Here is a 21835-nt window from a genome sequence, read left to right on the forward strand (position 1 = left end):
GCCGCTTTAAAGCGGCTTTTTTCATTGACTACAACATGAGGTTAAACCCTAAATTAAATCCCCTTCCCTTAGTTGTAAAACCAAAAAGTTCTTGATAGTCTTCATTAAAAATGTTTGTAAGGTTTGCAAACACTGTCATTTTATTGTTGATGATTTTATGGCTGATGTAAAAATCCAGCAACCCATAAGAATCGAGCGTCACTGAATCATTTTCAAAAGTTTCATTGTTAAATACCAGATCTTCTCTCTCATCATTATATTGATAAGACAAACTTATTTGCGTTAGTTCTGAAAACGCATAGTCCAATCTCGTATTGATCTTAATTTCTGGAATCCTAAGACTTAAGTCCTCATCTAAAGTTGTGTAAGTTCCATTTAGATTAAGGTTCAAGTCCTTAATCACTTTTATTTGTGCAACCAGTTCCAAACCACTAGCAGTAAAAGATTTTTCAATATTTTGATATTGAAACACGAAACCACCTGTATCTACAAAATCAATAAAATTATCTTCATTCCTCGTGAAGTAAACCAAACTTAAAGTGGCTCTATCCTTAATATTAACCTCTGCTCCTACTTCAACGGTTTGATTCTCTTCGGGTTCTAAATCAGGGTTTCCAAAACTAGGTTCAAACAATTGATATAAAGATGGTGTGATAAAAGCGGTACTATAACTCGCCAATCCTTTAACGTAACCAAAATCCAAATCAATTTTATAAGATGGATTTACACTATAAACAAAGTGACTACCATATTCGCTATGACTGTTTAATCGTGCTCCAGCATTAACATTCAACCCAAAATCTGAAACATAAACCACGTTTACATAAGGATCTGTAATTGTAAATTGTGCAGTTTCTGGGTCTATTGCTTGACTAAAATCCGTTTCCCCAAAAGGAATAGTAAAACTTTCCATTTGGTTATCTTGATAGTTAATTCCCAAAACGGTATAGAATGTATCTCTAAAATTATAGCGATTAAAAGCATCTACAACTATACTCTGTGCATTAAATTGTGAAGGGAAACCAGATTCAATCTCGCGCTTAACATCATTATAAGCAGCATTCACCGTGATGCTTCCTCGTTTATAATTAAATTCTGGTGACGCACCTATTCTATATTGTTTGGAGATTGATACATTGTCTGCATCCATCAGACCAAAACTATCATCAAAATCGGCCTTATAGTTATCAAAACTTGCATAAGTGGTCAGTTTAAATGCATTACTGAATTTATAACCCAATTTTACATTTCCATTGTGACTGTTAAAAGCATCAGACTCTGTACCACCTTCTATTGCTGATAATCCATCTGTAAATTGATGTCCGAAGCTGGCCAAATAATTAAATTTACCCAATTGCCCATTTACAGAAACACTATTTCTAAAATCCTCAATAGCATAATTATTTTCATCTGAAGATTGATTGGTGCCTAATGTGCTTCTCAAATTCAAGTTAATAGCTTTTTTTGAGGCTTCCTTGAGCTTAATATTAATAACAGCAGTTGCAGCACCTGTTCCGTACAGTGTGCTCGATGCACCCTTTAAAATCTCAATAGATTCTACTTGGTCCGCATTTAACAAACGTAAATCGTAATCATTGGCAATTTGAGATGGGTCAGTAACCTGTACTCCATCAATAAGTATTAAAACCTGGCGATTACGTCCACCACGAATAAAATAACTTAGGTTCTGACCAGCGTTGCTGCGAACACCGTTAATTTCTACACCAACCGTTCTACCGATAATTTCGGCAATGGACTGTCCTTGTAGTTTTTCTAAATCTTCTGAGGTAATCTTAGTAATGACCTTACCCGAATTTTCTCGTCTTAGTTGAAACTTTGAGTCTGTAACTACCACTTCCTCTAACTTCTCAACTTTTACTGAATCTTGCTCTTTTTGTGCAAATCCAACAGATAGCATACCTAAACCAAGTATGCTACAAAACACTTTTGTTCTGTTCATTTTAAAATTTAATTGCTCGAGAACACACTGAAATTAGTATGTAAACTTTTATCCCGAAAGTTTGACTTCTATGTTGAAATTGGCAGGTCTCCTGACTTGCGTCTTGCTATTCGTCTTCCCATACCTAGGTTTCGGTACAGTGACATTGAAGGTTATAACAAGCTTTATAGCTTACAGTTGCGGGAACAGTTTTGGAATTGAAAATTTTATTCGCACCAAATTCCCTTTTAATCCAATCGGTTAAGGATTGGAACCTAATTTCGGCGCAAAACTAAACATTTTGTTTAATGATTGACACAAAACTTTAAATAATATTACTTTTGAAAGAAATTGATGATTTTGAAAAAAACACTCTATATTTTTTTACCGATTTTAATTCTTTTTTGCAGTTGCAAAGACGATAAAGGCATCAAAAGGGAACTTCCTCCTTTAGATACAAGTACAATAAATTTAAAATACGCCAAAGGCTTTTCGGTAAACGATAATGGAGATTATAAAATTTTAACCATTGAAACACCTTGGCCTGAAGCTGAGAAATACTATAAATATCTTATCGCTTCCAAGGAACAGCTATCAAAAATGACTTTTCCTAGAGATGCTTATGACGGTGTCATTACAAATGATATTACAAAGCTCGTCGTTACATCCACGACTCACATTCCAGCTTTAGAATTGTTGGGCGTAGAACAAACTTTAGTCGGTTTTCCTGAAACGGACTACATTTCTTCAGAAAAAACCAGAAAGCGAATCAATGAAGGTAAAGTAAGGGAACTCGGTAAAAACGAAGGCATCAATACCGAAGTACTTTTGGAGCTTAGTCCAGATGTGGTAATTGGTTTTGGTGTAGATGGAGTCAACAAGACTTTTGAAACTATAAAAAAAGCTGGTGTTCCTGTAATTTATAATGGTGATTGGGTAGAATCCTCGGCTTTGGCAAAAGCAGAATGGATAAAATTCTTCGGTGTGCTTTTTAATAAAGAACAAAAGGCGGATTCCATTTTTAAAAACATCGAAAAAGATTATTTAGAAGCAAAATCTATTGCGAAGCAAGCCAAAACGCAACCAACAGTTTTAAGTGGAGCCATGCATAAAGATGTTTGGTATTTACCAAATGGTTCTAGTCCCGAAGCACAATTTTTAAATGATGCTAACGTCAACTACCTTTGGAGTGACACCACTGGAAATGGAAGCTTAGCATTAAGCTTTGAAGCTGTATTAGACAAAGCAAAAGATGCTGATATATGGTTAAATCCATCCTATTACAGTAGCTTAGAGCAGTTGAAAAAAGCGAGTTCTTTATATACAAATTTTGAAGCTTTTAAAACAAAAAACGTTTTCTCATTTACCAATGCAAAGGGAGAAACCGGTGGAGTATTATATTATGAATTAGGTACAGCAAGACCTGATTTAGTCTTAAAGGATTTAATAAAAATTTGTCATCCGGAATTGTTAGATGGTTATACTCCATATTTCTTTAAGAAACTTAAATAAAACAAGAGACCTCACAGGTTTTTAAAACCTGTGAGGTCTTGTAAATAATGAAAATCAACTACAAATACCAATTCATAGCGCTCTCAGTAATTTTATTGCTATGTTTTTTTGTGAATATAAGTTTAGGCTCTATTAGTATTCCGATGGATAGTATTTTTGGTAGTCTTTTCGGAACTATAGAGAATAGCACTTGGGAGGTAATTGTTACCGATTTTAGATTACCAAAAGCCATAACAGCCATTTTGGTTGGCTCTGGTTTAGGCATTTCAGGATTGTTAATGCAAACCTTATTTAGAAATCCCTTAGCAGGTCCATTTGTCTTGGGCATCAGCTCTGGTGCAAGTCTTGGTGTTGCTTTGGTGATTTTAGGTTCTGGGCTATTTGGAAGTCTATTCGCCACAGCACTTATTTCTAAATGGAGTATTGTTATTGCTGCTAGTTTAGGCAGTTTCTTGGTACTATTGGCTGTTTTAGCGGTTTCGAACAAAGTCCGAGATACTATGGCTATTCTTATCATCGGTTTAATGTTTGGCAGTATTACGGCTGCTGTGGTTAGTGTACTCTCCTACTTTAGTTCAGCCGAGCAATTACAACAATACATTTTTTGGGGTTTCGGTAGCTTAAGCAATTTATCTTGGGATGAGTTACTGATTTTCTTAGGGATTTACCTGATTGGTCTTATTTTGAGTATTGCCTCCATCAAAGGTCTAAATAGTTTATTACTTGGAGATAATTATGCCAAGAGTTTAGGTCTTAATTTAAAACAAAGCAGACTAATTATTATTTTAGCAACTAGCCTCATAGCAGGAACAATTACAGCCTTTACTGGGCCAATTGCTTTTATTGGTTTGGCGATTCCGCATTTAACACGTCAAATATTTAAAACCTCGAATCACAAAGTGCTATTGCCAGCTGTATTTCTATATGGAGCGATAGTCATGTTAATTTGCGATAGTATTGCTCAAATTCCTGGAAGCGATTACACCTTACCAATTAATGCCATAACAGCTTTGGTTGGTGCGCCTGTTGTAATATGGTTATTGGTAAGACAACGTAAAATGATGTTTTAGATGAAAAATGAAGCATCACATATCATCCTAAAAGCAGAACAACTTTCCATAGGTTACAAAACCAAGAAAGCTGAAACTGTTGTGGCGTCAAATATTAATTTTGAATTACAACAAGGACAGCTCATTGGTTTGGTTGGAGCAAACGGAATTGGTAAGTCAACACTTTTAAGAACCTTGATTAAAGTACAGCCTGCGTTATCAGGGACTATTCTTTTAAATGACAAAGATTTAAAATCCACTTCTACTACAGATTTGGCAAAGCAGCTCAGTATTGTGCTCACTGAACAATTAACCTCAAAAAATCTTTCAGTATATGAGTTGGTAGCTCTAGGAAGGCATCCTTATACCAATTGGATAGGCAACTTAACAGATAAAGATAATTCTATTATCAATTCGTCATTAAAGCAGGTAAATATTTTTGATTTAAAAGACAAAAGATGCTACGAACTCAGTGATGGTCAGTTACAAAAGGTGATGATTGCGCGTGCTTTGGCTCAAGATACAGATGTGATTGTTTTGGATGAGCCTACCACGCATCTCGACATGTATCACAAAGCCTATATTTTAAAGCTCTTACAAAAACTCACCAAAGACACCGGGAAAACAATTTTATTTTCTTCGCATGAGATTGATTTAGCCATTCAGCTATGTGACACTATGATTGTAATGCGAAAGGATGATGTCGTTTGTGACCAGCCATGTCGATTGATTTCAAAAGGGGTATTTGAATCTCTTTTTCCTGAAGATTTAATTTTATTTGATGATAAATCCGGAAGTTTTCGGGTTAAGAAATAGCTTATTCATCTTCGGGCTTCATGCTTCAAACTTCGAGCTAAAAATGTATCTTTGATAAATTCTCTTTTTCAATATGAACGACACACTTATTCTATTTATAGCTATCATTTTTTCAGCAGGAATTGGCGCATTTATTGGGCTTAAGTTTGCACAACTCAAAAGCAAAGGTGACAAAAGTGCCCTTGAAGAACGTCAGCTTCAACTTAATAATATCATTGGAGAGCTCAAACAGACTGTAGAGAAAATTGAAACGGATCGCGAAACTATTAGAAGAGAGAAAGACTTTTTAAATACCGAATTATCTAGACGAAATACCGAATATGAGAACCTTCAGCAACATAATTTGAAGCGAGACGAAGAGTTAGCCAAACAACAAGAACAACTCAGAAAGGATTTTGAATTGATGGCGTCTAAAATTTTGGATGAAAAATCCGAAAAATTCACACTTCAGAACAAAGAGAACATCAAAAACATCCTCAATCCGCTTGAAGAAAAGATAAAAACTTTTGAAAAGAAAGTTGAAGATTCACAGAAGGAAAGCATTAGTATGCATTCGGCTTTAAAGGAACAATTATTGGGCTTAAAAGATCTTAACCAGCAAATGGCACTTGAAGCTACCAATTTAACCAAAGCCTTAAAAGGTGACAGTAAAACACAAGGAAATTGGGGCGAATTGGTTTTAGAGCGTGTTTTAGAGAAATCTGGACTGGAAAAGGATAGAGAGTATTTTGTTCAACAGAACTTTACTCGCGACGACGGAAGTCGCGTAATGCCAGATGTGGTATTGCACCTTCCCGATTCAAAGAAAATGATTATTGACTCTAAAGTGTCATTAACGGCTTATGAGCAGTTGGTAAATGCCGAGGATGAGGAGAGAGCTATGTATCTAAAAGCGCATGTAAATTCTATAAAAAAGCATGTTGACGATCTTTCCGCTAAGAATTATCACGATTTATATGATATAGAATCTCCAGACTTTGTGTTGATGTTTATTCCTATTGAGCCTGCTTTTGCTGTAGCCATTAATGAAGACAATACACTTTACAACAAAGCATTTGAGCAAAATATTGTCATCGTTACACCTTCTACCCTTTTGGCCACGTTGCGCACTATTGATACCATGTGGAACAATGAAAAGCAACAGCAAAATGCTATTGAGATTGCGAGACAAGCTGGTGCACTCTATGATAAGTTTGAAGGTTTGGTAACCGATTTAACTGGTGTTGGCAAAAAAATAGATGCAGCTAAAAACGACTATTCGTCGGCTATGAATAAGTTGGTTGAAGGTAAGGGCAATCTTATTTCGCGCGTTGAGAAAATAAAGAAAATGGGGGCGAAAGCTAAAAAAGCATTACCTGAGAAAATTATAAAAAGAGCTTCTGAAGATTTTGAATAAAAAAACTATCGACACTATTTACAAATGGACACTTCGGTTCTATTACGCTAGAATTTTAATTATTGGAATTAGCTTAATCTGCCTTTGTATAGTGGGTTTATTTACAGATTATATGTTTTCAGAAAACAACGACCTCAACTTGTTTTTGTGCTTAATCTTTGGCTTTCTGGGAATAATACTTCTTTTAATTGGTTTGTTTAAAAAAACAGAGACCGAATATGGCATCCGCAATAGATGGCATGAGAAAGATTTTGAATAAAAACTCTTAATTTATATTCCATAAATAAAGCATAATTAAAAATATTCCGTTTTTAAGGAATAAATTTGTTTATTCCGTTTTAAAGGCATATATTTGAATAAATAATATGTGGTATGACTAGTGTTATTACGGGAGATATTATTAAATCCAGGAATATATCAGACCAAAGTATTTGGATAGAGCAACTCAAATATGCCCTAAATATGGTGTCTTCAGACAAATCCTATTACGAAATATATCGTGGCGACAGTTTTCAATATGAATGCAGAGATCCTTATAACAGTTTTGAACATGCGGTTTATATTAAAGCATGTATCAAAACCATAAAAGGTTTAGACGTAAGAATGTCCATAGGCATTGGGACAAAAGATTACGAAGGAAATTCTGTTAGCGAATCTAATGGAGAAGCATTTGTTTTTTCGGGGGAAACATTCGAAACTTTGAAAAAGGAGAAACAAAATCTAAAAATTAAAACCAAAAATCCAGAACTCAACGAAGAACTAAATTTATATTTTAGACTAGCGTTAATAAGTATGGATAATTGGACCGTTAATTCAGCGGAAATTGTGAAGCTAAGCTTAGAAAACCCAAATTTGATTCAATCTGAACTCGCCAAATTAATTGATATAAGTCAAGACGCCGTGAGTAAACGACAAAAACGCGCTCATCTAGACGAAATTATGGCATTGGATAATTTATATAGACAAAAAATAGCACAATTATGACGATATTAATCCTTAAACTAATATTGGCTCATCTTATTGGTGATTTCTTTTTGCAGTCACAAAAATGGGTAAAGGATAAAGAGAAGAAAAAATTAAAATCGGTTTGGTTATATATTCATGTAATCATCCATGTAGCTTTAATGCTCCTCATTGTTTGGGATTTATCTTATACCAATTTAATCCTATTGATTGGTGCCTCACATTTAGTTATTGATGCCATAAAACTCTTGTTGCAAAAGAAGAAAACAAAGCGATTCTTCTTTTTTGCAGACCAACTGTTCCATTTGGCTTCAATCTTTGTTTTGACTATCCTTTTATTTGAAGGTGATTTTGCATTCACGTTAATGTTTAGTCCAAAAATACTGCTACTAATTATCTGTGCTATTTTTCTAACCATGCCTACCTCAATAATAATGAAAACCATATTCTCCAAATGGGATATTTCAAAATTGACCAAGGGCAATGAATCTCTTAAAGATGCTGGTAAATACATCGGTATTTTAGAGCGTTTGCTGGTTTTTATATTTATTGTTGTTGGGCATTGGGAAGCCGTTGGGTTTTTAATCACAGCTAAATCTGTATTTAGGTTTGGTGATTTAACAGCTTCAAAAGAGCGAAAGCTAACGGAGTATATACTCATTGGTACACTAATTAGCTTTGGTATTGCAATAATTACTAGTTTAGTATACCTCAACCTTCAACATTATGCATAAAACAGTTGACTCTTCTCGTGTAAGCATTTCGCAGCTAATGCAACCGTCCCATTCTAATTTTAGTGGAAAAATCCATGGTGGCTATATATTAAACCTAATGGATCAGATTGCCTTTGCCTGTGCTTCTAAACATTCTGGCGCTTATTGTGTAACCGCGTCCGTAGATACCGTAGATTTTATAAACCCAATTGAAGTCGGTGATTTAGTCACTATGAAAGCTTCCGTTAATTATGTAGGTAGAACATCAATGGTTGTTGGTATAAGGGTAGAATCTGAACACATACAATCCGGAAACAAGAAACACTGTAACTCTTCATATTTTACCATGGTAGCCAAAGGTGAAAATGGAAAATCTATTGAAGTGCCCGGCTTAATACTAAACGATAAAACAGAAGTTTTACGGTTTTTAAAAGCCATTAAACGAGCATCAACAAAAAAAGCTCGTCAACAAGAGTTTAACCATGCTACCTTTACTCTTGAAAATTACCTTGAACAGCTAAAAAATTATAGAGTTAAAATTGAGCTTCCTACTGATTATTAAAAATAAAAAAAGCGACCAAAATTGATCGCTTCTCTATTTGATAAATTCTATATCTCTATTGTTTTATAAAACGTTTAGTCTGTGTTGTTGAATTATTTGAAATCCTTACCAAATACACTCCACTTTTCCATCTAGAAACATTTACAGAAGATTCTAATTGAGTCAATAATCCGTTATAAACACGTTTACCCAACACATCAAATACTTCTAGTTTCATATCATTACTACCAGATGGCAAAGTAATATTCAATTTGTCCTTAGCAGGATTAGGTGAAATCATCAATTCCCTATTCTGACTTTCAAATTCTGTTGTGCTCAAAGATGATGATGCCGTAATATTATCCACTTGAATCACAGCTGAAATAACATCAGGTGCATCCCAAGTTGGAGAAGAACTACTTAAAATACGAACTGTAAAAACATCTGACAATACTGAAGCCGCATCGCCACCGCCACTTACTACGGTAAAGTTAGAAGGATCTATAGGAAAAGTAATTGACATCCATGCACCACCTGCTGCAACATTAATGGCACTTGTAGAACAAATTCTAGTACCATTGGTGCCTTGCATAGCAATTCTTAGATTAAGATCATTGGTTTGTACTTTTACATCCATAGTGATTTGATCTACCCCTTCAGAAGAATAGTCTCCACTCCACTGCTGATTTTGGGAATAAAAAATCATTTTGCTAGCAACACCACCACCTCCAAGAGAAGTATACTGCAAGCAATTATCACCAGCACCAGCTGGTCCCTCATCTGGTACGTTAACAGGTCCATTAGTTGCATTACCTGCACCACCTATTCTCCATTCTTGTGTTGTACCATCTTGAAAATCATCAACTTGATTTAAAGTTACCTGACCATAAAGTGTACATACAGTAAACAATAAAGAAAATAAAAGTAATGTTCTTTTCATCTAATATAATTTTAAGCTAAGTTAATAATTATTAGTGACATAACTTTGCACTTAATCGAAAAGCGTGAAAATTTACTTACTTAAGTACATCTTACGTCGAGAATATAAGTCATAAAACTCATCATCCTTTAAACTATCTATAAACAAGATACTTTCACCTGTACTCTTCATTTCTGGCCCAAGTTTCTTATTCACATTTGGGAATTTATTAAATGAGAATACAGGCTGTTTAATGGCGTAACCATCTAATTGAGGATTAAAATTAAAGTCTGTTACCTTTTTCTCACCCAACATAACTTTAGTCGCATAATTTACATAAGGTTCTTTGTAAGCTTTTGCAATAAAAGGTACTGTACGAGATGCTCTTGGATTGGCTTCAATGATATAAACCGTATCATCTTTTATGGCGAATTGAATATTGATTAATCCAACAGTATTTAAAGCCAAAGCAATTTTTTTGGTGTGGTCCTTAATCTGCTGCATTACAAACTCACCTAAATTAAATGGTGGTAACGTAGCGTTACTATCTCCAGAATGTATACCACAAGGTTCGATGTGTTCCATTATACCTATAATGTAAACATTCTCGCCATCACAAATGGCATCAGCTTCAGCTTCTATAGCTCCATCTAAATAATGATCTAACAATAATTTATTACCAGGAATAGATTTTAATAAATCAATGACATGTTCTTCTAATTCTTGTTTGTTGATAACAATCTTCATGCCTTGTCCTCCAAGAACATAAGACGGTCTCACCAATATCGGGAAGTCAAGAACATCTGCAATCGCCAATGCTTCATCTGCCGAAGTTGCAACATCAAATTCTGGGTAAGGAATATTATTTTCTTTTAGCAGCTTTGAAAAGCTTCCTCTGTCTTCAGCCAAATCCAATGACTCATAACTAGTTCCCATAATCTTTATACCATAGCGATCTAGTTTTTCCGCCAATTTCAATGCAGTCTGACCACCAAGCTGCACAATAACACCTTCTGGTTTTTCATGTTGAATAATATCGTAGATATGTTCCCAGAACACAGGTTCAAAATATAACTTGTCCGCTATATCAAAATCTGTAGAAACCGTTTCTGGATTACAGTTTATCATTATGGTTTCGTAACCACATTCAGCTGCAGCCAAAACACCATGTACACAGCAATAGTCAAACTCAATTCCCTGACCAATTCTGTTTGGACCAGAACCCAATACTATGACTTTCTTTTTATCAGTGACCACACTTTCATTAGCTACAGACATAACACCATCTGCAGTTTCAACCTCACTTTCAAAAGTTGAATAATAATATGGTGTCTGCGCTTTAAACTCAGCCGCACAAGTATCAACCAGTTTATAAACACGATTGATATTTAGCTCTCTACGCTTGTTGTAAACTTCACTTTCCAGACACTTAAGCATATGTGCAATTTGTCTGTCACCATAGCCTTTTTGTTTTGCCTCAAGCAACAATTCTCTATCTATGTTATCAATCGTATAGGTTGAAATCTCTTTCTCCAAATGATATAGCTCTTCATATTGCTTTAAGAACCACATATCAATTTTTGTGATTTCGTGAATACGACTCAAAGGAATTCCCATTTGTATGGCATCATAAATCACAAAAACCCTGTCCCAACTTGCGCGAGTTAGTTTTTCAATTATTTGATCGTAATTCTTATAACCTTTTCCATCTGCACCTAAACCGTTACGCTTTATTTCTAATGATTGTGTGGCTTTATGTAGTGCTTCTTGAAACGAACGACCAATAGCCATTACTTCTCCAACGGCTTTCATCTGTAGACCTAACGTTCTGTCAGAACCTTCGAACTTGTCGAAATTCCATCGTGGAATCTTTACGATGACATAATCTAAGGTTGGCTCAAATAATGCAGATGTAGATTTAGTAATCTGATTATCCAACTCATCTAACGTGTACCCTAAAGCTAATTTTGCTGCAATCTTTGCAATAGGATATCCTGTTGCTTTACTTGCCAGAGCTGAAGAGCGTGATACTCTAGGATTAATTTCTATAGCAATAATATCTTCCTCCTCATCAGGACTTACAGCAAATTGCACATTACAACCACCAGCAAAATCTCCAATGCTACGCATCATATGAATGGCCATATCACGCATTTTTTGAAATGTTTTATCCGATAAGGTCATAGCTGGAGCCACCGTAATGGAATCACCTGTATGGATGCCCATAGGATCCATATTCTCAATAGTACAGATGATAACAACATTATCGTTTTTATCGCGTAATAACTCTAGTTCATATTCTTTCCATCCCAATAGGGCTTTGTCAATCATTACCTCATGAATAGGCGAAATTTCCAACCCTCTGGTTAAAGCTTCATCAAATTCCTTCTCGTCATATACTATTGAAGCTCCTGCACCTCCTAAAGTGAAAGAGGCTCTAATACACAAAGGGAAACCAAATTCTTGCGCTATTTCTTTTCCTTTCAAGAAAGACGTCGCTGTAGCCTGTGGTGCCATACCCACACCTATTTGCAACATTAATTCTCTAAACTTTTCCCTGTCCTCAGTAATGTTTATAGCATCAATATCAACTCCTATAATATCAACATTAAAATCTTCCCAAATACCTTTTTCGTCAGCCTCTATACATAAATTTAAAGCGGTCTGTCCACCCATAGTTGGTAATACAGCATCAATATGTGGATGCTCCTTTAAAATTTTAATAATAGACTTTGTCGTAAGAGGTAATAAGTAAACATGGTCTGCCATTGTAGGGTCTGTCATAATGGTAGCCGGATTAGAATTGATAAGAATTGTTTCTATTCCGTCTTCACGTAACGACCGTAGAGCTTGAGATCCTGAATAATCAAATTCGCAGGCTTGACCAATAATTATTGGACCCGAACCGATAAGTAATATAGACTTGATGTTTTTGTTTTTTGGCATGTGAATATCTTTTGGTTTGCAAAAATAAATATCAATAGGGTATAAAAAAAGGCGTTACACCTAAGTAACACCTTTAAAATATTAACAATTGTTAATCATTATTTTTTATGTCTTAATTCTGAAGATACAGACAATCTCTTTCTTCCTTTAGCTCTTCTACGTGCTAAAACTTTTCTTCCGTTAACAGAAGCCATTCTTTCTCTGAAACCGTGCTTGTTTCTTCTCTTTCTTTTAGACGGTTGAAACGTTCTTTTTGGCATGTCTTATCTTTTTAAATCTTATAATCTTTTTTATTGTTGAGAGCTATCTCAAAACTGGGTGCAAATATACAACAAGTTTTTACTTTCGCAAGTCTATAAATAAAATTATTTCGATAGAATTTTATTAACTTTGCCAACCTTAAAAAACACATGATATATGTTCAATAAAAATATAAAATTAGTCATTGCTGCATTAATAATTGGTTATGCCATATTCCAATTTACCGAAGGCTATATAGGTAATGGTATTATGTTTATACTTCTTTCAACCATATTCATTTTTCTTTACTTTAAGAATGAAATGATTCTAATGGCATTTTTTAGATTGCGAAAGCAAGATTTTGAAGGTGCTAAAAAATGGTTAGATAAAATAAAAAATCCTGAAGCGGCTTTAGTAAAAAAGCAACAGGGCTACTTAAATTACTTAAATGGTATTATGGTTTCGCAAACCAATATGAACGAAGCCGAAAAATATTTTAAGAAAGCCATAAACTTAGGTTTGTCTATGGACCATGATTTGGCAATGGCAAAGTTGAATTTGGCAGGTATTGCATTTTCTAAACGTCGTAAGCAAGAAGCTCAGAAGTTATTAACTGAAGCAGAAAACTTGGATAAACGTAATATGTTAGCTGAACAGATAAAAATGATGAAACAACAAATGAAAAAAGCTTCAATACCAAGACAACATTATGGCCAACCAACTTCTTCAAGACAAAATCGTAGAAGTAGAAGATAAATTTATAGTAGCGGAGCTGCTAACCTAGCCATTGACTCTTTAAACTTTATAAACTTAGATCTGTTTTTCCAGTTTTGGTAGTAAATTTTATCACAGTCTTTTAGATCTTCATTAAAAAGTTCTGTAAGCTGTTTGCTAAAAGCTTCATCATATATCAGTGCATTTACTTCAAAATTAATATTGAAACTCCTATAATCTAGATTGGCAGTACCAACAGTGCTAAAAACACCATCAACTATCATGGTCTTTGCATGTACAAAGCCTTTGGTATACTGATAAATTTCTACTCCAGCTTCAATCAACACCTCTATATAGGAATTAGTGGCGTACTCTGCAACCCAAGAATCAGACTTTTTAGGTATGATAATCTTTACATCTAAATTGCTACGCGCAGCTACTTGAAGTGCTGTAATAATTTCGTCATTAGGAATTAAATAAGGTGTGGTTATATAAATATGGGCTTCGGCATTGGTAATAGCCACGAAAATTGCCTCCATAATATTAGACCAATCGGTGTCTGGTCCGCTAGCGGCAATTTGTAAGGGCACATTCTCTTTACAATTATGCTCTGGAAAATAAGTTTTGGAAATTTTTAGCTCTGTTCCACTTGCAAAATCCCAAGTTGTAAAAAACAATATCTGAAGCGGTTTTACAGCTTCTCCAATAATTTTGATGTGTGTATCTCTCCAATAGCGGTCATTGTTTGCATTGACGTAATTATCTGAAATATTAATACCCCCGACATAACCAATTTTTCCGTCGATAACGATTATTTTTCTGTGGTCGCGGTAGTTCATACGTCCTGTAGATCCAGAAAATAACACTGGCATAAATGAATGCATTTCTACGCCAGCATCCTTGAGTTTATTTTTCATTTTTGAAGAAATAGAACTCCCGACATCATCGATTACAATTCTTACCTCAATTCCATTTATAGCCTTATCGCATAGTATATCCAATACTTCAGTTCCTATTTTATCGTCTTTTATAATGAAGTATTCCATGTGAATGTGATACTCAGCATTTTTAAGATCTTCAATTAAAATTTTAAATTTTTCATCACCGTTTTTTATAAGGGTAACCTCATTGTTTATGGTTAACTTAGACTTTTCACTATTATACAAAAGTGGAATTAATTTGGATTTTTCGTCTAAAACTTCATCAACTTTGTCTATATCTTTTGTATCTAACTCAAGTTCTTCTTGAATCTTTTTAACAACAGATTGGTTTAGTACGTTTTTTCTACTAAACATCTTTGTTTTACGATATTCTTGCCCAAAAAGGTAATAGAAAATCAAACCCACAAATGGAAAAACCAACAGCCCGATAATATAACTTAAAGTCTTTGTAGGATTAAGCCTTTTAAACAAAATGGTTACAACAGCAGAAAGGGCTAAAATGTAGTTTAGCCCTATTAAAATCTGCCAGATATGATCTTTTATAAAATCCAAAGTTTAAGGATTGGTTTTATAATAGCCATCCTTCGGAATCTCAATAGTGTATAATTTTCTTGACTTATTATTTAGATGCGGTTCTCTTAGCCAAGGATTGTGAATCTTTAATATTTTGTAATTAATCCCAAAACGTTTAGCAAAACTTGCAAAATCGGTTACTGCAGTATCAACTTCGACTTTATAGGTTGGGATATAAGTATATAAATCACTTTTGTTAAAGTTAAATCCATATTTAGAAGGATTACTTAAAATCTCTTTTAGTGCAACTATTCTAAACATATAGCGACCTGTTTCTTCACCTAAGAGTAAATCGTAATAGTCGTTAACGCCTTGTTCTTCCAATCGTCTCGATATTCCTGCATTACCTGCATTATAGGCAGCCGCAGCCAAAGTCCATGAGCCTAACTGTTCTTTTGCTTTCTTTAAATATTTACAAGCAACTTCAGTTGCCATTTCTAAATGGTAACGTTCGTCTACGTTAGAGTTAACTTCTAAACCGTTTTCACGACCTGTAGCTTTCATAATTTGCCAAAACCCTCTTGCACCAGCAGGCGACACAGCGTTGGTCAATCCACTTTCAATTACGGCTAGGTATTTAAAATCATCTGGTACACCATTTTTTTCTAAAATAGGCTCTATAATTGGGAAATACTTCTGTGCACGCTTAAACATCAGCAAACCATTGGATTGCCAATATGTGTTTACCAAAAGTTCTCTGTCCATACGCTCATGAATATCTGGGTTTTCAACAGGCACCAGTTCACCCGCAAAATTCAACCCTTCTGGCATTTCTAAGGCATAGACATTATAATCATTAACAAGTGGTGATTCTTTTCCTATAGTTTCGTCTGAAGGCGCCTTTTGTACTGAAAAGATAAAAAGACCCGAAACACAGACTAATCCTATAATAGCTAATATATTCTTTAAGATTTGCATGGCATTATTTTTTTATACAATGTAACAAAACTATTGAATAATACAAGTCTAAGACTCAATAAGTTTTGGTAGATTTTCGTTAAACCATTTGTATTTATTAATCACCATAATGTGGGTTCCCCCTTTTAGCACTATGCAGTTGCCACCACATGAGTGCGGAAAAACAATATCCTTATCTCCGTGAATATAAATAGCGTCTGGGTGAGGTTCTTCTTGGTCCCAACACACTACTTGTTTAATGGCCCAATCTAGATAGACTTTATCGCTTACAGACAAGTATTTTTTATATAAATCTACTCGTTTTTTTATGGTCTCGCCAAATGCGTATTTTGCCAACAAATCGATATTACTAGCCAAGCTTGTTGGTAATATTTTATAAGCTTTTGTGATTTTAAGAAATTTTAATCGTTTTGGTAACTCATGGTGGCACTTTACGCTAGAAACTACAAATAGCTTTTTTAAATTTAAAAACTTACTCATCTCTTGCACTAGCATACCACCAAAAGAAACTCCCAATAGCACAGAGTTATCATGCTCAATAAAATCACACATACGCTTGGCATAAGCTTCAAAAGTTTCGTTCTTATCTGGTATTTGCCATTCTAACCAGTGTATTTTATAGGAGTCCTCAGGCAATCTAATATGTTCAAAGATTGATGGATTTGCCGCCATACCTGGCATTAAATATACATGTGTAAGGTTAGTGTTTGCCAACTTGATATATACTTTTTTTTGGTTAAAATTTTTGAAGCGTTAATATAATGGCTTAAAATTTAAGGTTTTAACAACAACAATCTAAAAGTCTCATCGATTTTTTGTACCTTTGCACAGCAAAACTATGTAAATTTATAGTATCTACTTGCCAACCGCTAACTTAAAACAAAGAAAAATATGACTGACACTGCTGAATTGATTGATAATGACTTTCTGCGTCAATATGAATTAAAGGTTGAAAATGAGATGGCTGTTATAGAGTACTCTTTGCAAGAGCGTAAGATATTCTTAACAAAAATGATTATTCCCGAAGCGATTAGAACTTCAGATTTTGAAAAAGAGTTTTTGGCAATGGTATTTGAAGACATTAAAGAACGAAACATAAGTGTAGTTCCTACAAGTCCTGAAATTGCAAAATTTGTAAGAAGCAACAGAAAATACAAACGTATGCTACCAGTTGGCATCCGTATATAATTGAGAAAGAAATTAAAACAAAAACCCGAAATTGAAAAAGTTTCGGGTTTTTGTTTTTATACAACTAAGCTTTCTATAAATTCAAACCGCACCAAGCCGTCTTCATCTATTTTAGTCAATTCTACTTTATGCAAAGTATTCACCAATTCAGGATTCCAAGGTGTTTTCACTTTTACATAATTTTCTGTAAATCCGTGAATATAGCCTTCTTTGTTTTCACCTTCAAATAAAACGGTTCTTGTTGTGCCGATCTGTTTTTCGTAAAATGCTCTTCTTTTTTTAGCAGAAAGCCCTCGTAACATCTTACTTCGTTTAGACCTTATATTTTTAGGCACTACTCCATCCATTTCTGCAGCTTCCGTATTGTCGCGCTCTGAGTAAGTAAAGACGTGTAAATAGGAAATGTCGAGTTCGTTTAAGAAATTATACGTTTCTAAGTAATGTTCGTCCGTTTCACCAGGAAAACCAACAATAACATCCACTCCAATACAAGCATGTGGCATTACTTCTTTTATTTTTGAAACCCGATCCACGTATAACTCTTTCATATAACGACGCTTCATTTTTTTAAGGATGTCGTTACTTCCACTTTGCAAGGGCACATGAAAATGTGGGACAAACGCTCTGGACTTTGAAACCAATTCAATGGTTTCGTTTTTTAGAAGGTTGGGCTCGATGGATGAAATCCGTAAACGTTCAATACCTTTCACTTTATCAAGCTCAGTGACTAAATCCAAAAATGTGTGTTCGTGTTTTTTATTCCCAAATTCCCCTTTACCGTAGTCACCAATATTTACACCTGTTAAGACTATTTCCTTAATCCCTTGCTCAGAAATTTCCTTGGCATTTTTCAACACATTTTCCATGGTGTCACTTCGCGAAATTCCTCTGGCCAGAGGAATGGTACAATATGTGCATTTATAATCACAACCATCCTGTACTTTTAAAAATGCCCTCGTTCTATCACCAATAGAATAACTACCAACGTAGAAATCCGCATCTTCTATTTCGCAACTATGTACCTCACCAAAGTCATTTTTGGTAAGGTCATTAAGGTAGTTTGTAATCTTAAACTTTTCTGTAGCGCCCAAAACCAAATCCACACCATTAACATCCGCCAACTCTTCTGGCTTTAATTGTGCATAGCAACCAATTGCCGCTACAAAAGCATCAGGATTCACCTTTTGCGCTTGTTTTACTATGGTCTTAAAGCGTTTATCTGCATTCTCGGTAACCGAGCAAGTATTAATCACATAAATGTCTGCTTCGTCTTTAAAATCCACACGCTCAAACCCTTCATCCTTAAAACTTCTAGCAATTGTAGAAGTTTCAGAGAAGTTAAGCTTGCAGCCTAGAGTGTAAAAAGCGACTTTTTTATTCATTATTAATTATTAAAAAGACTGGCAAAGATAATAAAAAAGAGTCCTTTTGATCAAAAGGACTCTTTTTAAGTAAGATCATATATAATAAACTATTGTTTTAAAAAACGTTTAGTAGTACTCCCTGTTTCATTAATTAACTTTAACAAATATACTCCAGCATTTAAGCCAGAAACATCTATAGAGGTATCACTTGCTCCCTTATATACTTGCTTGCCGATAACAGAATATATTTCAACACTCACTAAATCATCAATATTTTCAATATTAATTATATCCTTTGCTGGATTAGGATAAATATTAACCGACTCTAAAGCCTGGTCTTCTACACTTAAATCTGGAGAACCTGAAATAGTAAACGCTAAAGAATCAAAAGTTAATCCTAATGATGTAAAATCTGTCCAAGGCAAACCACCAAAGTTTCCTTCATCTATTAAATGAGCATTTCCACCAGGGTCACTAGCAAACCAATTCCATCTCACATCGTCAGCAGGAACTCTAGGAGCAACCACTAGCCAATATGTTCCGGCTGAAAGAACAACATCTGATCCAACAGCGGCAGTAACATCTATAGTAAGTTCATTATTAGATATTGTTAACGCAGGATCTGTTGGTGATAAATCAATTATTTCTAAAACACCAGTACCTGGACTAGATGGGTCTGAAGAAGGAATACCAGCAGCATCTGTATAAATGTATACATCTAAACCCGTCATATTAGCACTTATATCTGAACCATTAGATCCAAATCCTGGTGCAAAAATAGTCTCAATAATGTAAGTGTCATTGAGAACAAAATCATCGGCAGAAAATGTTCCCACATTGGCTATATCATCAGATATTATTCCTGAAGTACCATTAACAGGCTGATCTACTAAAACAGTCTGAGCTATAGAAGTAAAGCTAAAAGCTAAAAGCAATAATAAAATTGTGTAGTTTTTTTTCATAAAGTAAAAATTGATTAATTAATATCTATTAAAGATAGGTTTTTTATTTAAATTTCTTTTATTTATCGATTAAAACACTTTTACATCTACAAATTGAAAATACATCACTTCTTTTGCTTCTATATGCCGTTGTTATGTCTTATAGCCTGTTCAACTGAAGACAAAATAGATAATGCATTAGTCTTTAGATACAACGAACATAAAAACATAGGTTCTTTAGACCCTGCATTCTCAAAAGATTTGGCAGATATTTGGGCTACACATCAACTCTTTAATGGGTTGGTGCAGATGGACGATCAACTAAATGTTAAGCCTTGTATCGCGAAGGATTGGACCATTGGTGATAGTGCTACAACTTACTCATTTAGCTTAAGAAAGGATGTTTATTTTCATAAGCATCACCTATTCGGTACAGACTCAACAAGACTTGCAAAAGCGTCTGATTTTGAATATAGCTTTAATAGATTGAAAGATGAAAAGATAGCCTCTCCAGGAAGTTGGGTATTACAGAAGGTTGAAAGTTTTTCAGCAATTAACGATTCTACTTTTCAAATAAAATTAAAACAACCTTTTCCTGCATTTTTGGGTCTGTTGACCATGAAGTATTGTTCTGTTGTACCCAAAGAAATAGTAGAACATTATGGCAATGACTTTAGGTCGCATCCTATTGGAACTGGCCCATTTGAATTTAAGCGTTGGGAAGAAAATTTAAAATTAGTATTTAGACGTAACAACAATTATTTTGAAAAAGATAACAACGGAAAACAATTACCCTATCTCGAAGCCATAGCCATTACCTTTTTACCAGACAAGCAAAGTGAATTTTTACAATTTGCCCAAGGCAATATTGATTTTGTATCTGGTCTGGATGCATCCTATAAAGATGAAGTGTTAACAGCCGACGGGAAATTGCGTGAACTATATGCCAATGACGTGAATATGATTCGTGGGCCATATCTCAATACTGAATATTTGGCGTTTTTTATGGAAACTGACGTTGAAGCTTTGCAATCCGTAAAACTAAGAAGAGCCATTAACATGGGTTTTGACAGGGCAAAAATGATGACGTATTTGAGAAATGGTATTGGGATTCCTGCTTCGGGAGGGTTTATCCCAAAAGGGTTGCCAGGTTATGATGATTCCATTGGTTTTACATATCAACCTGAAAAAGCAAAGCAACTTATTGCAGAGTTTAAATCGGAAACTGGAATCCAAAATCCTGAAGTCACCTTAACGACAACTAGCAACTATCTCAGCTTTTGTGAATTTATTCAGCGCGAAATTCAGAAAATAGGCATTAACGTCAATGTTGATGTGATACCTGCATCAAGCTTAAAAGATGCAAAAGCCAACGGTCAACTCGACTTTTTTAGAGCAAGTTGGATTGCCGATTATCCCGATGCTGAGAATTATCTATCGCTTTATTATAGCAAAAACTTTGCACCAAACGGTCCCAATTACACGCATTTTAAGAACGAAGCATTTGATGCGATGTACGAAGCAGCCTATCTCGAAACCAACCCAGAACTACGAGCGCAGCTTTACACCAAAATGGATTCCCTAGTGATGGCATCAGCACCAATTGTACCGATGTTTTATGATGAAGTAGTACGATTTACCAGAAAAGAGGTTAAAGGATTGGGAATTAATGCTACTAATTTGTTGGAGTTAAAGAGTGTTAGGAAAAGTGACTAATCATCACTTACCTGGCTAATTATTCGACCTAAGTATTCTTTACCATATTCTGACATTTCATTATCAAATAAGTCATTTAGACTTAATGACTCAAAATATGTACAGCCACCACAAACATATACTAAATCCTCAGATTTTTTAACCTTATTAATTAGCTTTGATTCATCTACAGATAAGACATATTTATTTAAATCCTTTAGTTTTTCTAGAGAAAGAACAGACATAAATCTCTCAGCATTATTGTCAGATATTAATCGATTTGAAATCCACTTATAATCTTTTTTAGCTATTTTTTTGAAGTATTTCATAACAGTTTTAGAAGGGCTTCCAGCATAGTAACAGGCAAATCCAATAATTTCATCTTCATTTACATCTCTTTGAGCATTAACCGAATTGAATAGTCCAAAGAAAATAATTACACAAAATATTCTGATTGTACTTTTCAT

At 34.6% G+C, this 21835-nt stretch carries 20 protein-coding genes and 1 riboswitch; of the genes, 10 read left to right on the forward strand and 10 right to left on the reverse strand.

The window, feature by feature from the left end; genetic code table 11:
- Positions 1 to 28: 28 nt before the first annotated feature.
- Complete coding sequence (locus tag ACQ65V_RS15205) at positions 29 to 1960, reverse strand: TonB-dependent receptor plug domain-containing protein (RefSeq protein ID WP_430468579.1); 1932 nt, start codon at positions 1958 to 1960, stop codon at positions 29 to 31.
- A 64-nt stretch (positions 1961 to 2024) separates the two neighbouring features.
- Positions 2025 to 2234, reverse strand: a riboswitch (cobalamin riboswitch).
- A gap of 59 nt (positions 2235 to 2293) precedes the next feature.
- Here ACQ65V_RS15205 and ACQ65V_RS15210 point away from each other — a divergent pair.
- The 7 genes from ACQ65V_RS15210 (at position 2294) to ACQ65V_RS15240 (ending at position 8950) form a co-directional block, all read left to right on the forward strand.
- On the forward strand, positions 2294 to 3451 hold the full coding sequence (locus ACQ65V_RS15210) for an ABC transporter substrate-binding protein (RefSeq protein ID WP_430468580.1): 1158 nt from the start codon (positions 2294 to 2296) through the stop codon (positions 3449 to 3451).
- Between the two features lie 47 nt (positions 3452 to 3498).
- Positions 3499 to 4521 carry a FecCD family ABC transporter permease gene (locus tag ACQ65V_RS15215; protein ID WP_430468581.1) on the forward strand — a complete coding sequence of 341 codons (1023 nt, stop codon included), beginning with the start codon at positions 3499 to 3501 and terminating at the stop codon, positions 4519 to 4521.
- On the forward strand, positions 4522 to 5316 hold the full coding sequence (locus tag ACQ65V_RS15220; RefSeq protein WP_430468582.1) for an ABC transporter ATP-binding protein: 795 nt from the start codon (positions 4522 to 4524) through the stop codon (positions 5314 to 5316).
- 73 nt (positions 5317 to 5389) lie between these two features.
- On the forward strand, positions 5390 to 6712 hold the full coding sequence (gene rmuC / locus ACQ65V_RS15225) for a DNA recombination protein RmuC (RefSeq protein WP_430468583.1): 1323 nt from the start codon (positions 5390 to 5392) through the stop codon (positions 6710 to 6712).
- A gap of 372 nt (positions 6713 to 7084) precedes the next feature.
- The gene (locus tag ACQ65V_RS15230; protein ID WP_430468584.1) at positions 7085 to 7696 is read left to right on the forward strand and encodes a SatD family protein; all 612 of its coding nucleotides are present in this window, start codon (positions 7085 to 7087) and stop codon (positions 7694 to 7696) included.
- A complete protein-coding gene (locus ACQ65V_RS15235; protein WP_430468585.1) occupies positions 7693 to 8409 on the forward strand; it encodes a DUF3307 domain-containing protein in 717 nt (238 codons plus the stop codon). Before ACQ65V_RS15230 ends, ACQ65V_RS15235 begins: the two co-directional genes overlap by 4 nt.
- Positions 8402 to 8950, forward strand: coding sequence for an acyl-CoA thioesterase (locus ACQ65V_RS15240; RefSeq protein ID WP_430468586.1), 549 nt, complete (start codon positions 8402 to 8404; stop codon positions 8948 to 8950). The genes ACQ65V_RS15235 and ACQ65V_RS15240 overlap by 8 nt, the downstream gene beginning before the upstream one ends.
- Positions 8951 to 9005: 55 nt before the next feature.
- Here the strand turns inward: ACQ65V_RS15240 and ACQ65V_RS15245 are convergent, their stop codons facing one another.
- The 3 genes from ACQ65V_RS15245 to rpmH all read right to left on the reverse strand — a co-directional run bounded on the left by ACQ65V_RS15245 (position 9006) and on the right by rpmH (position 13054).
- The gene (locus ACQ65V_RS15245; protein ID WP_430468587.1) at positions 9006 to 9869 is read right to left on the reverse strand and encodes a T9SS type A sorting domain-containing protein; all 864 of its coding nucleotides are present in this window, start codon (positions 9867 to 9869) and stop codon (positions 9006 to 9008) included.
- A gap of 72 nt (positions 9870 to 9941) precedes the next feature.
- Complete coding sequence (gene carB / locus ACQ65V_RS15250) at positions 9942 to 12794, reverse strand: carbamoyl-phosphate synthase large subunit (protein WP_430468588.1); 2853 nt, start codon at positions 12792 to 12794, stop codon at positions 9942 to 9944.
- A gap of 98 nt (positions 12795 to 12892) precedes the next feature.
- Positions 12893 to 13054 carry a 50S ribosomal protein L34 gene (gene rpmH, locus ACQ65V_RS15255; protein WP_155089503.1) on the reverse strand — a complete coding sequence of 54 codons (162 nt, stop codon included), beginning with the start codon at positions 13052 to 13054 and terminating at the stop codon, positions 12893 to 12895.
- 157 nt (positions 13055 to 13211) lie between these two features.
- Here rpmH and ACQ65V_RS15260 point away from each other — a divergent pair, with 157 nt between their 5' ends.
- Positions 13212 to 13790: a DUF2892 domain-containing protein gene (locus ACQ65V_RS15260; RefSeq protein ID WP_155089502.1), complete on the forward strand. Its 579-nt coding sequence runs from the start codon at positions 13212 to 13214 to the stop codon at positions 13788 to 13790.
- Positions 13791 to 13792: 2 nt separating this feature from the next.
- On the opposite strand, the gene cls is transcribed toward ACQ65V_RS15260, so the two are convergent.
- The 3 genes from cls to ACQ65V_RS15275 are packed head-to-tail and all read right to left on the reverse strand — an operon-like array spanning position 13793 to position 16861.
- Positions 13793 to 15241, reverse strand: a complete 1449-nt coding sequence (cls, locus tag ACQ65V_RS15265; protein ID WP_430468589.1) for a cardiolipin synthase — start codon at positions 15239 to 15241, stop codon at positions 13793 to 13795.
- Positions 15242 to 15244: 3 nt separating this feature from the next.
- The gene (locus tag ACQ65V_RS15270) at positions 15245 to 16180 is read right to left on the reverse strand and encodes a lytic transglycosylase domain-containing protein (RefSeq protein ID WP_155089500.1); all 936 of its coding nucleotides are present in this window, start codon (positions 16178 to 16180) and stop codon (positions 15245 to 15247) included.
- A gap of 48 nt (positions 16181 to 16228) precedes the next feature.
- Positions 16229 to 16861, reverse strand: coding sequence for an alpha/beta fold hydrolase (locus ACQ65V_RS15275; protein WP_155089633.1), 633 nt, complete (start codon positions 16859 to 16861; stop codon positions 16229 to 16231).
- Between the two features lie 210 nt (positions 16862 to 17071).
- Between ACQ65V_RS15275 and ACQ65V_RS15280 the strand changes: the two genes are divergently transcribed.
- Positions 17072 to 17368, forward strand: a complete 297-nt coding sequence (locus tag ACQ65V_RS15280) for an N-acetyltransferase (RefSeq protein ID WP_155089499.1) — start codon at positions 17072 to 17074, stop codon at positions 17366 to 17368.
- A gap of 56 nt (positions 17369 to 17424) precedes the next feature.
- Here the strand turns inward: ACQ65V_RS15280 and mtaB are convergent, their stop codons facing one another.
- Together mtaB and ACQ65V_RS15290 are read right to left on the reverse strand one after the other, a co-directional pair.
- Positions 17425 to 18750, reverse strand: a complete 1326-nt coding sequence (gene mtaB / locus ACQ65V_RS15285) for a tRNA (N(6)-L-threonylcarbamoyladenosine(37)-C(2))-methylthiotransferase MtaB (RefSeq protein ID WP_430468590.1) — start codon at positions 18748 to 18750, stop codon at positions 17425 to 17427.
- Positions 18751 to 18839: 89 nt separating this feature from the next.
- Positions 18840 to 19694 carry a T9SS type A sorting domain-containing protein gene (locus ACQ65V_RS15290; protein WP_430468591.1) on the reverse strand — a complete coding sequence of 285 codons (855 nt, stop codon included), beginning with the start codon at positions 19692 to 19694 and terminating at the stop codon, positions 18840 to 18842.
- A 123-nt stretch (positions 19695 to 19817) separates the two neighbouring features.
- On the opposite strand from ACQ65V_RS15290, the gene ACQ65V_RS15295 reads away from it, so the two are divergent.
- Complete coding sequence (locus tag ACQ65V_RS15295; protein WP_430468592.1) at positions 19818 to 21389, forward strand: ABC transporter substrate-binding protein; 1572 nt, start codon at positions 19818 to 19820, stop codon at positions 21387 to 21389.
- Here ACQ65V_RS15295 and ACQ65V_RS15300 read toward each other — a convergent pair.
- Positions 21386 to 21835, reverse strand: a complete 450-nt coding sequence (locus tag ACQ65V_RS15300; protein WP_430468593.1) for a hypothetical protein — start codon at positions 21833 to 21835, stop codon at positions 21386 to 21388. The genes ACQ65V_RS15295 and ACQ65V_RS15300 overlap by 4 nt on opposite strands.

The organism is Winogradskyella ouciana (assembly GCF_965284585.1).
Lineage (GTDB): Bacteria > Bacteroidota > Bacteroidia > Flavobacteriales > Flavobacteriaceae > Winogradskyella > Winogradskyella ouciana.

What these genes read in the sequence shown, in the direction of transcription:
- ACQ65V_RS15205 (WP_430468579.1), bottom strand. Translation starts at nt 1,960, where the DNA reads ATGAACAGAACAAAAGTGTTTTGTAGCATACTTGGTTTAGGTATGCTA.
- ACQ65V_RS15210 (WP_430468580.1), top strand. Translation starts at nt 2,294, where the DNA reads ATGATTTTGAAAAAAACACTCTATATTTTTTTACCGATTTTAATTCTT.
- ACQ65V_RS15215 (WP_430468581.1), top strand. Translation starts at nt 3,499, where the DNA reads ATGAAAATCAACTACAAATACCAATTCATAGCGCTCTCAGTAATTTTA.
- ACQ65V_RS15220 (WP_430468582.1), top strand. Translation starts at nt 4,522, where the DNA reads ATGAAAAATGAAGCATCACATATCATCCTAAAAGCAGAACAACTTTCC.
- rmuC (WP_430468583.1), top strand. Translation starts at nt 5,390, where the DNA reads ATGAACGACACACTTATTCTATTTATAGCTATCATTTTTTCAGCAGGA.
- ACQ65V_RS15230 (WP_430468584.1), top strand. Translation starts at nt 7,085, where the DNA reads ATGACTAGTGTTATTACGGGAGATATTATTAAATCCAGGAATATATCA.
- ACQ65V_RS15235 (WP_430468585.1), top strand. Translation starts at nt 7,693, where the DNA reads ATGACGATATTAATCCTTAAACTAATATTGGCTCATCTTATTGGTGAT.
- ACQ65V_RS15240 (WP_430468586.1), top strand. Translation starts at nt 8,402, where the DNA reads ATGCATAAAACAGTTGACTCTTCTCGTGTAAGCATTTCGCAGCTAATG.
- ACQ65V_RS15245 (WP_430468587.1), bottom strand. Translation starts at nt 9,869, where the DNA reads ATGAAAAGAACATTACTTTTATTTTCTTTATTGTTTACTGTATGTACA.
- carB (WP_430468588.1), bottom strand. Translation starts at nt 12,794, where the DNA reads ATGCCAAAAAACAAAAACATCAAGTCTATATTACTTATCGGTTCGGGT.
- rpmH (WP_155089503.1), bottom strand. Translation starts at nt 13,054, where the DNA reads ATGCCAAAAAGAACGTTTCAACCGTCTAAAAGAAAGAGAAGAAACAAG.
- ACQ65V_RS15260 (WP_155089502.1), top strand. Translation starts at nt 13,212, where the DNA reads ATGTTCAATAAAAATATAAAATTAGTCATTGCTGCATTAATAATTGGT.
- ACQ65V_RS15270 (WP_155089500.1), bottom strand. Translation starts at nt 16,180, where the DNA reads ATGCAAATCTTAAAGAATATATTAGCTATTATAGGATTAGTCTGTGTT.
- ACQ65V_RS15275 (WP_155089633.1), bottom strand. Translation starts at nt 16,861, where the DNA reads ATGCCAGGTATGGCGGCAAATCCATCAATCTTTGAACATATTAGATTG.
- ACQ65V_RS15280 (WP_155089499.1), top strand. Translation starts at nt 17,072, where the DNA reads ATGACTGACACTGCTGAATTGATTGATAATGACTTTCTGCGTCAATAT.
- mtaB (WP_430468590.1), bottom strand. Translation starts at nt 18,750, where the DNA reads ATGAATAAAAAAGTCGCTTTTTACACTCTAGGCTGCAAGCTTAACTTC.
- ACQ65V_RS15290 (WP_430468591.1), bottom strand. Translation starts at nt 19,694, where the DNA reads ATGAAAAAAAACTACACAATTTTATTATTGCTTTTAGCTTTTAGCTTT.
- ACQ65V_RS15295 (WP_430468592.1), top strand. Translation starts at nt 19,818, where the DNA reads ATGCCGTTGTTATGTCTTATAGCCTGTTCAACTGAAGACAAAATAGAT.
- ACQ65V_RS15300 (WP_430468593.1), bottom strand. Translation starts at nt 21,835, where the DNA reads ATGAAAAGTACAATCAGAATATTTTGTGTAATTATTTTCTTTGGACTA.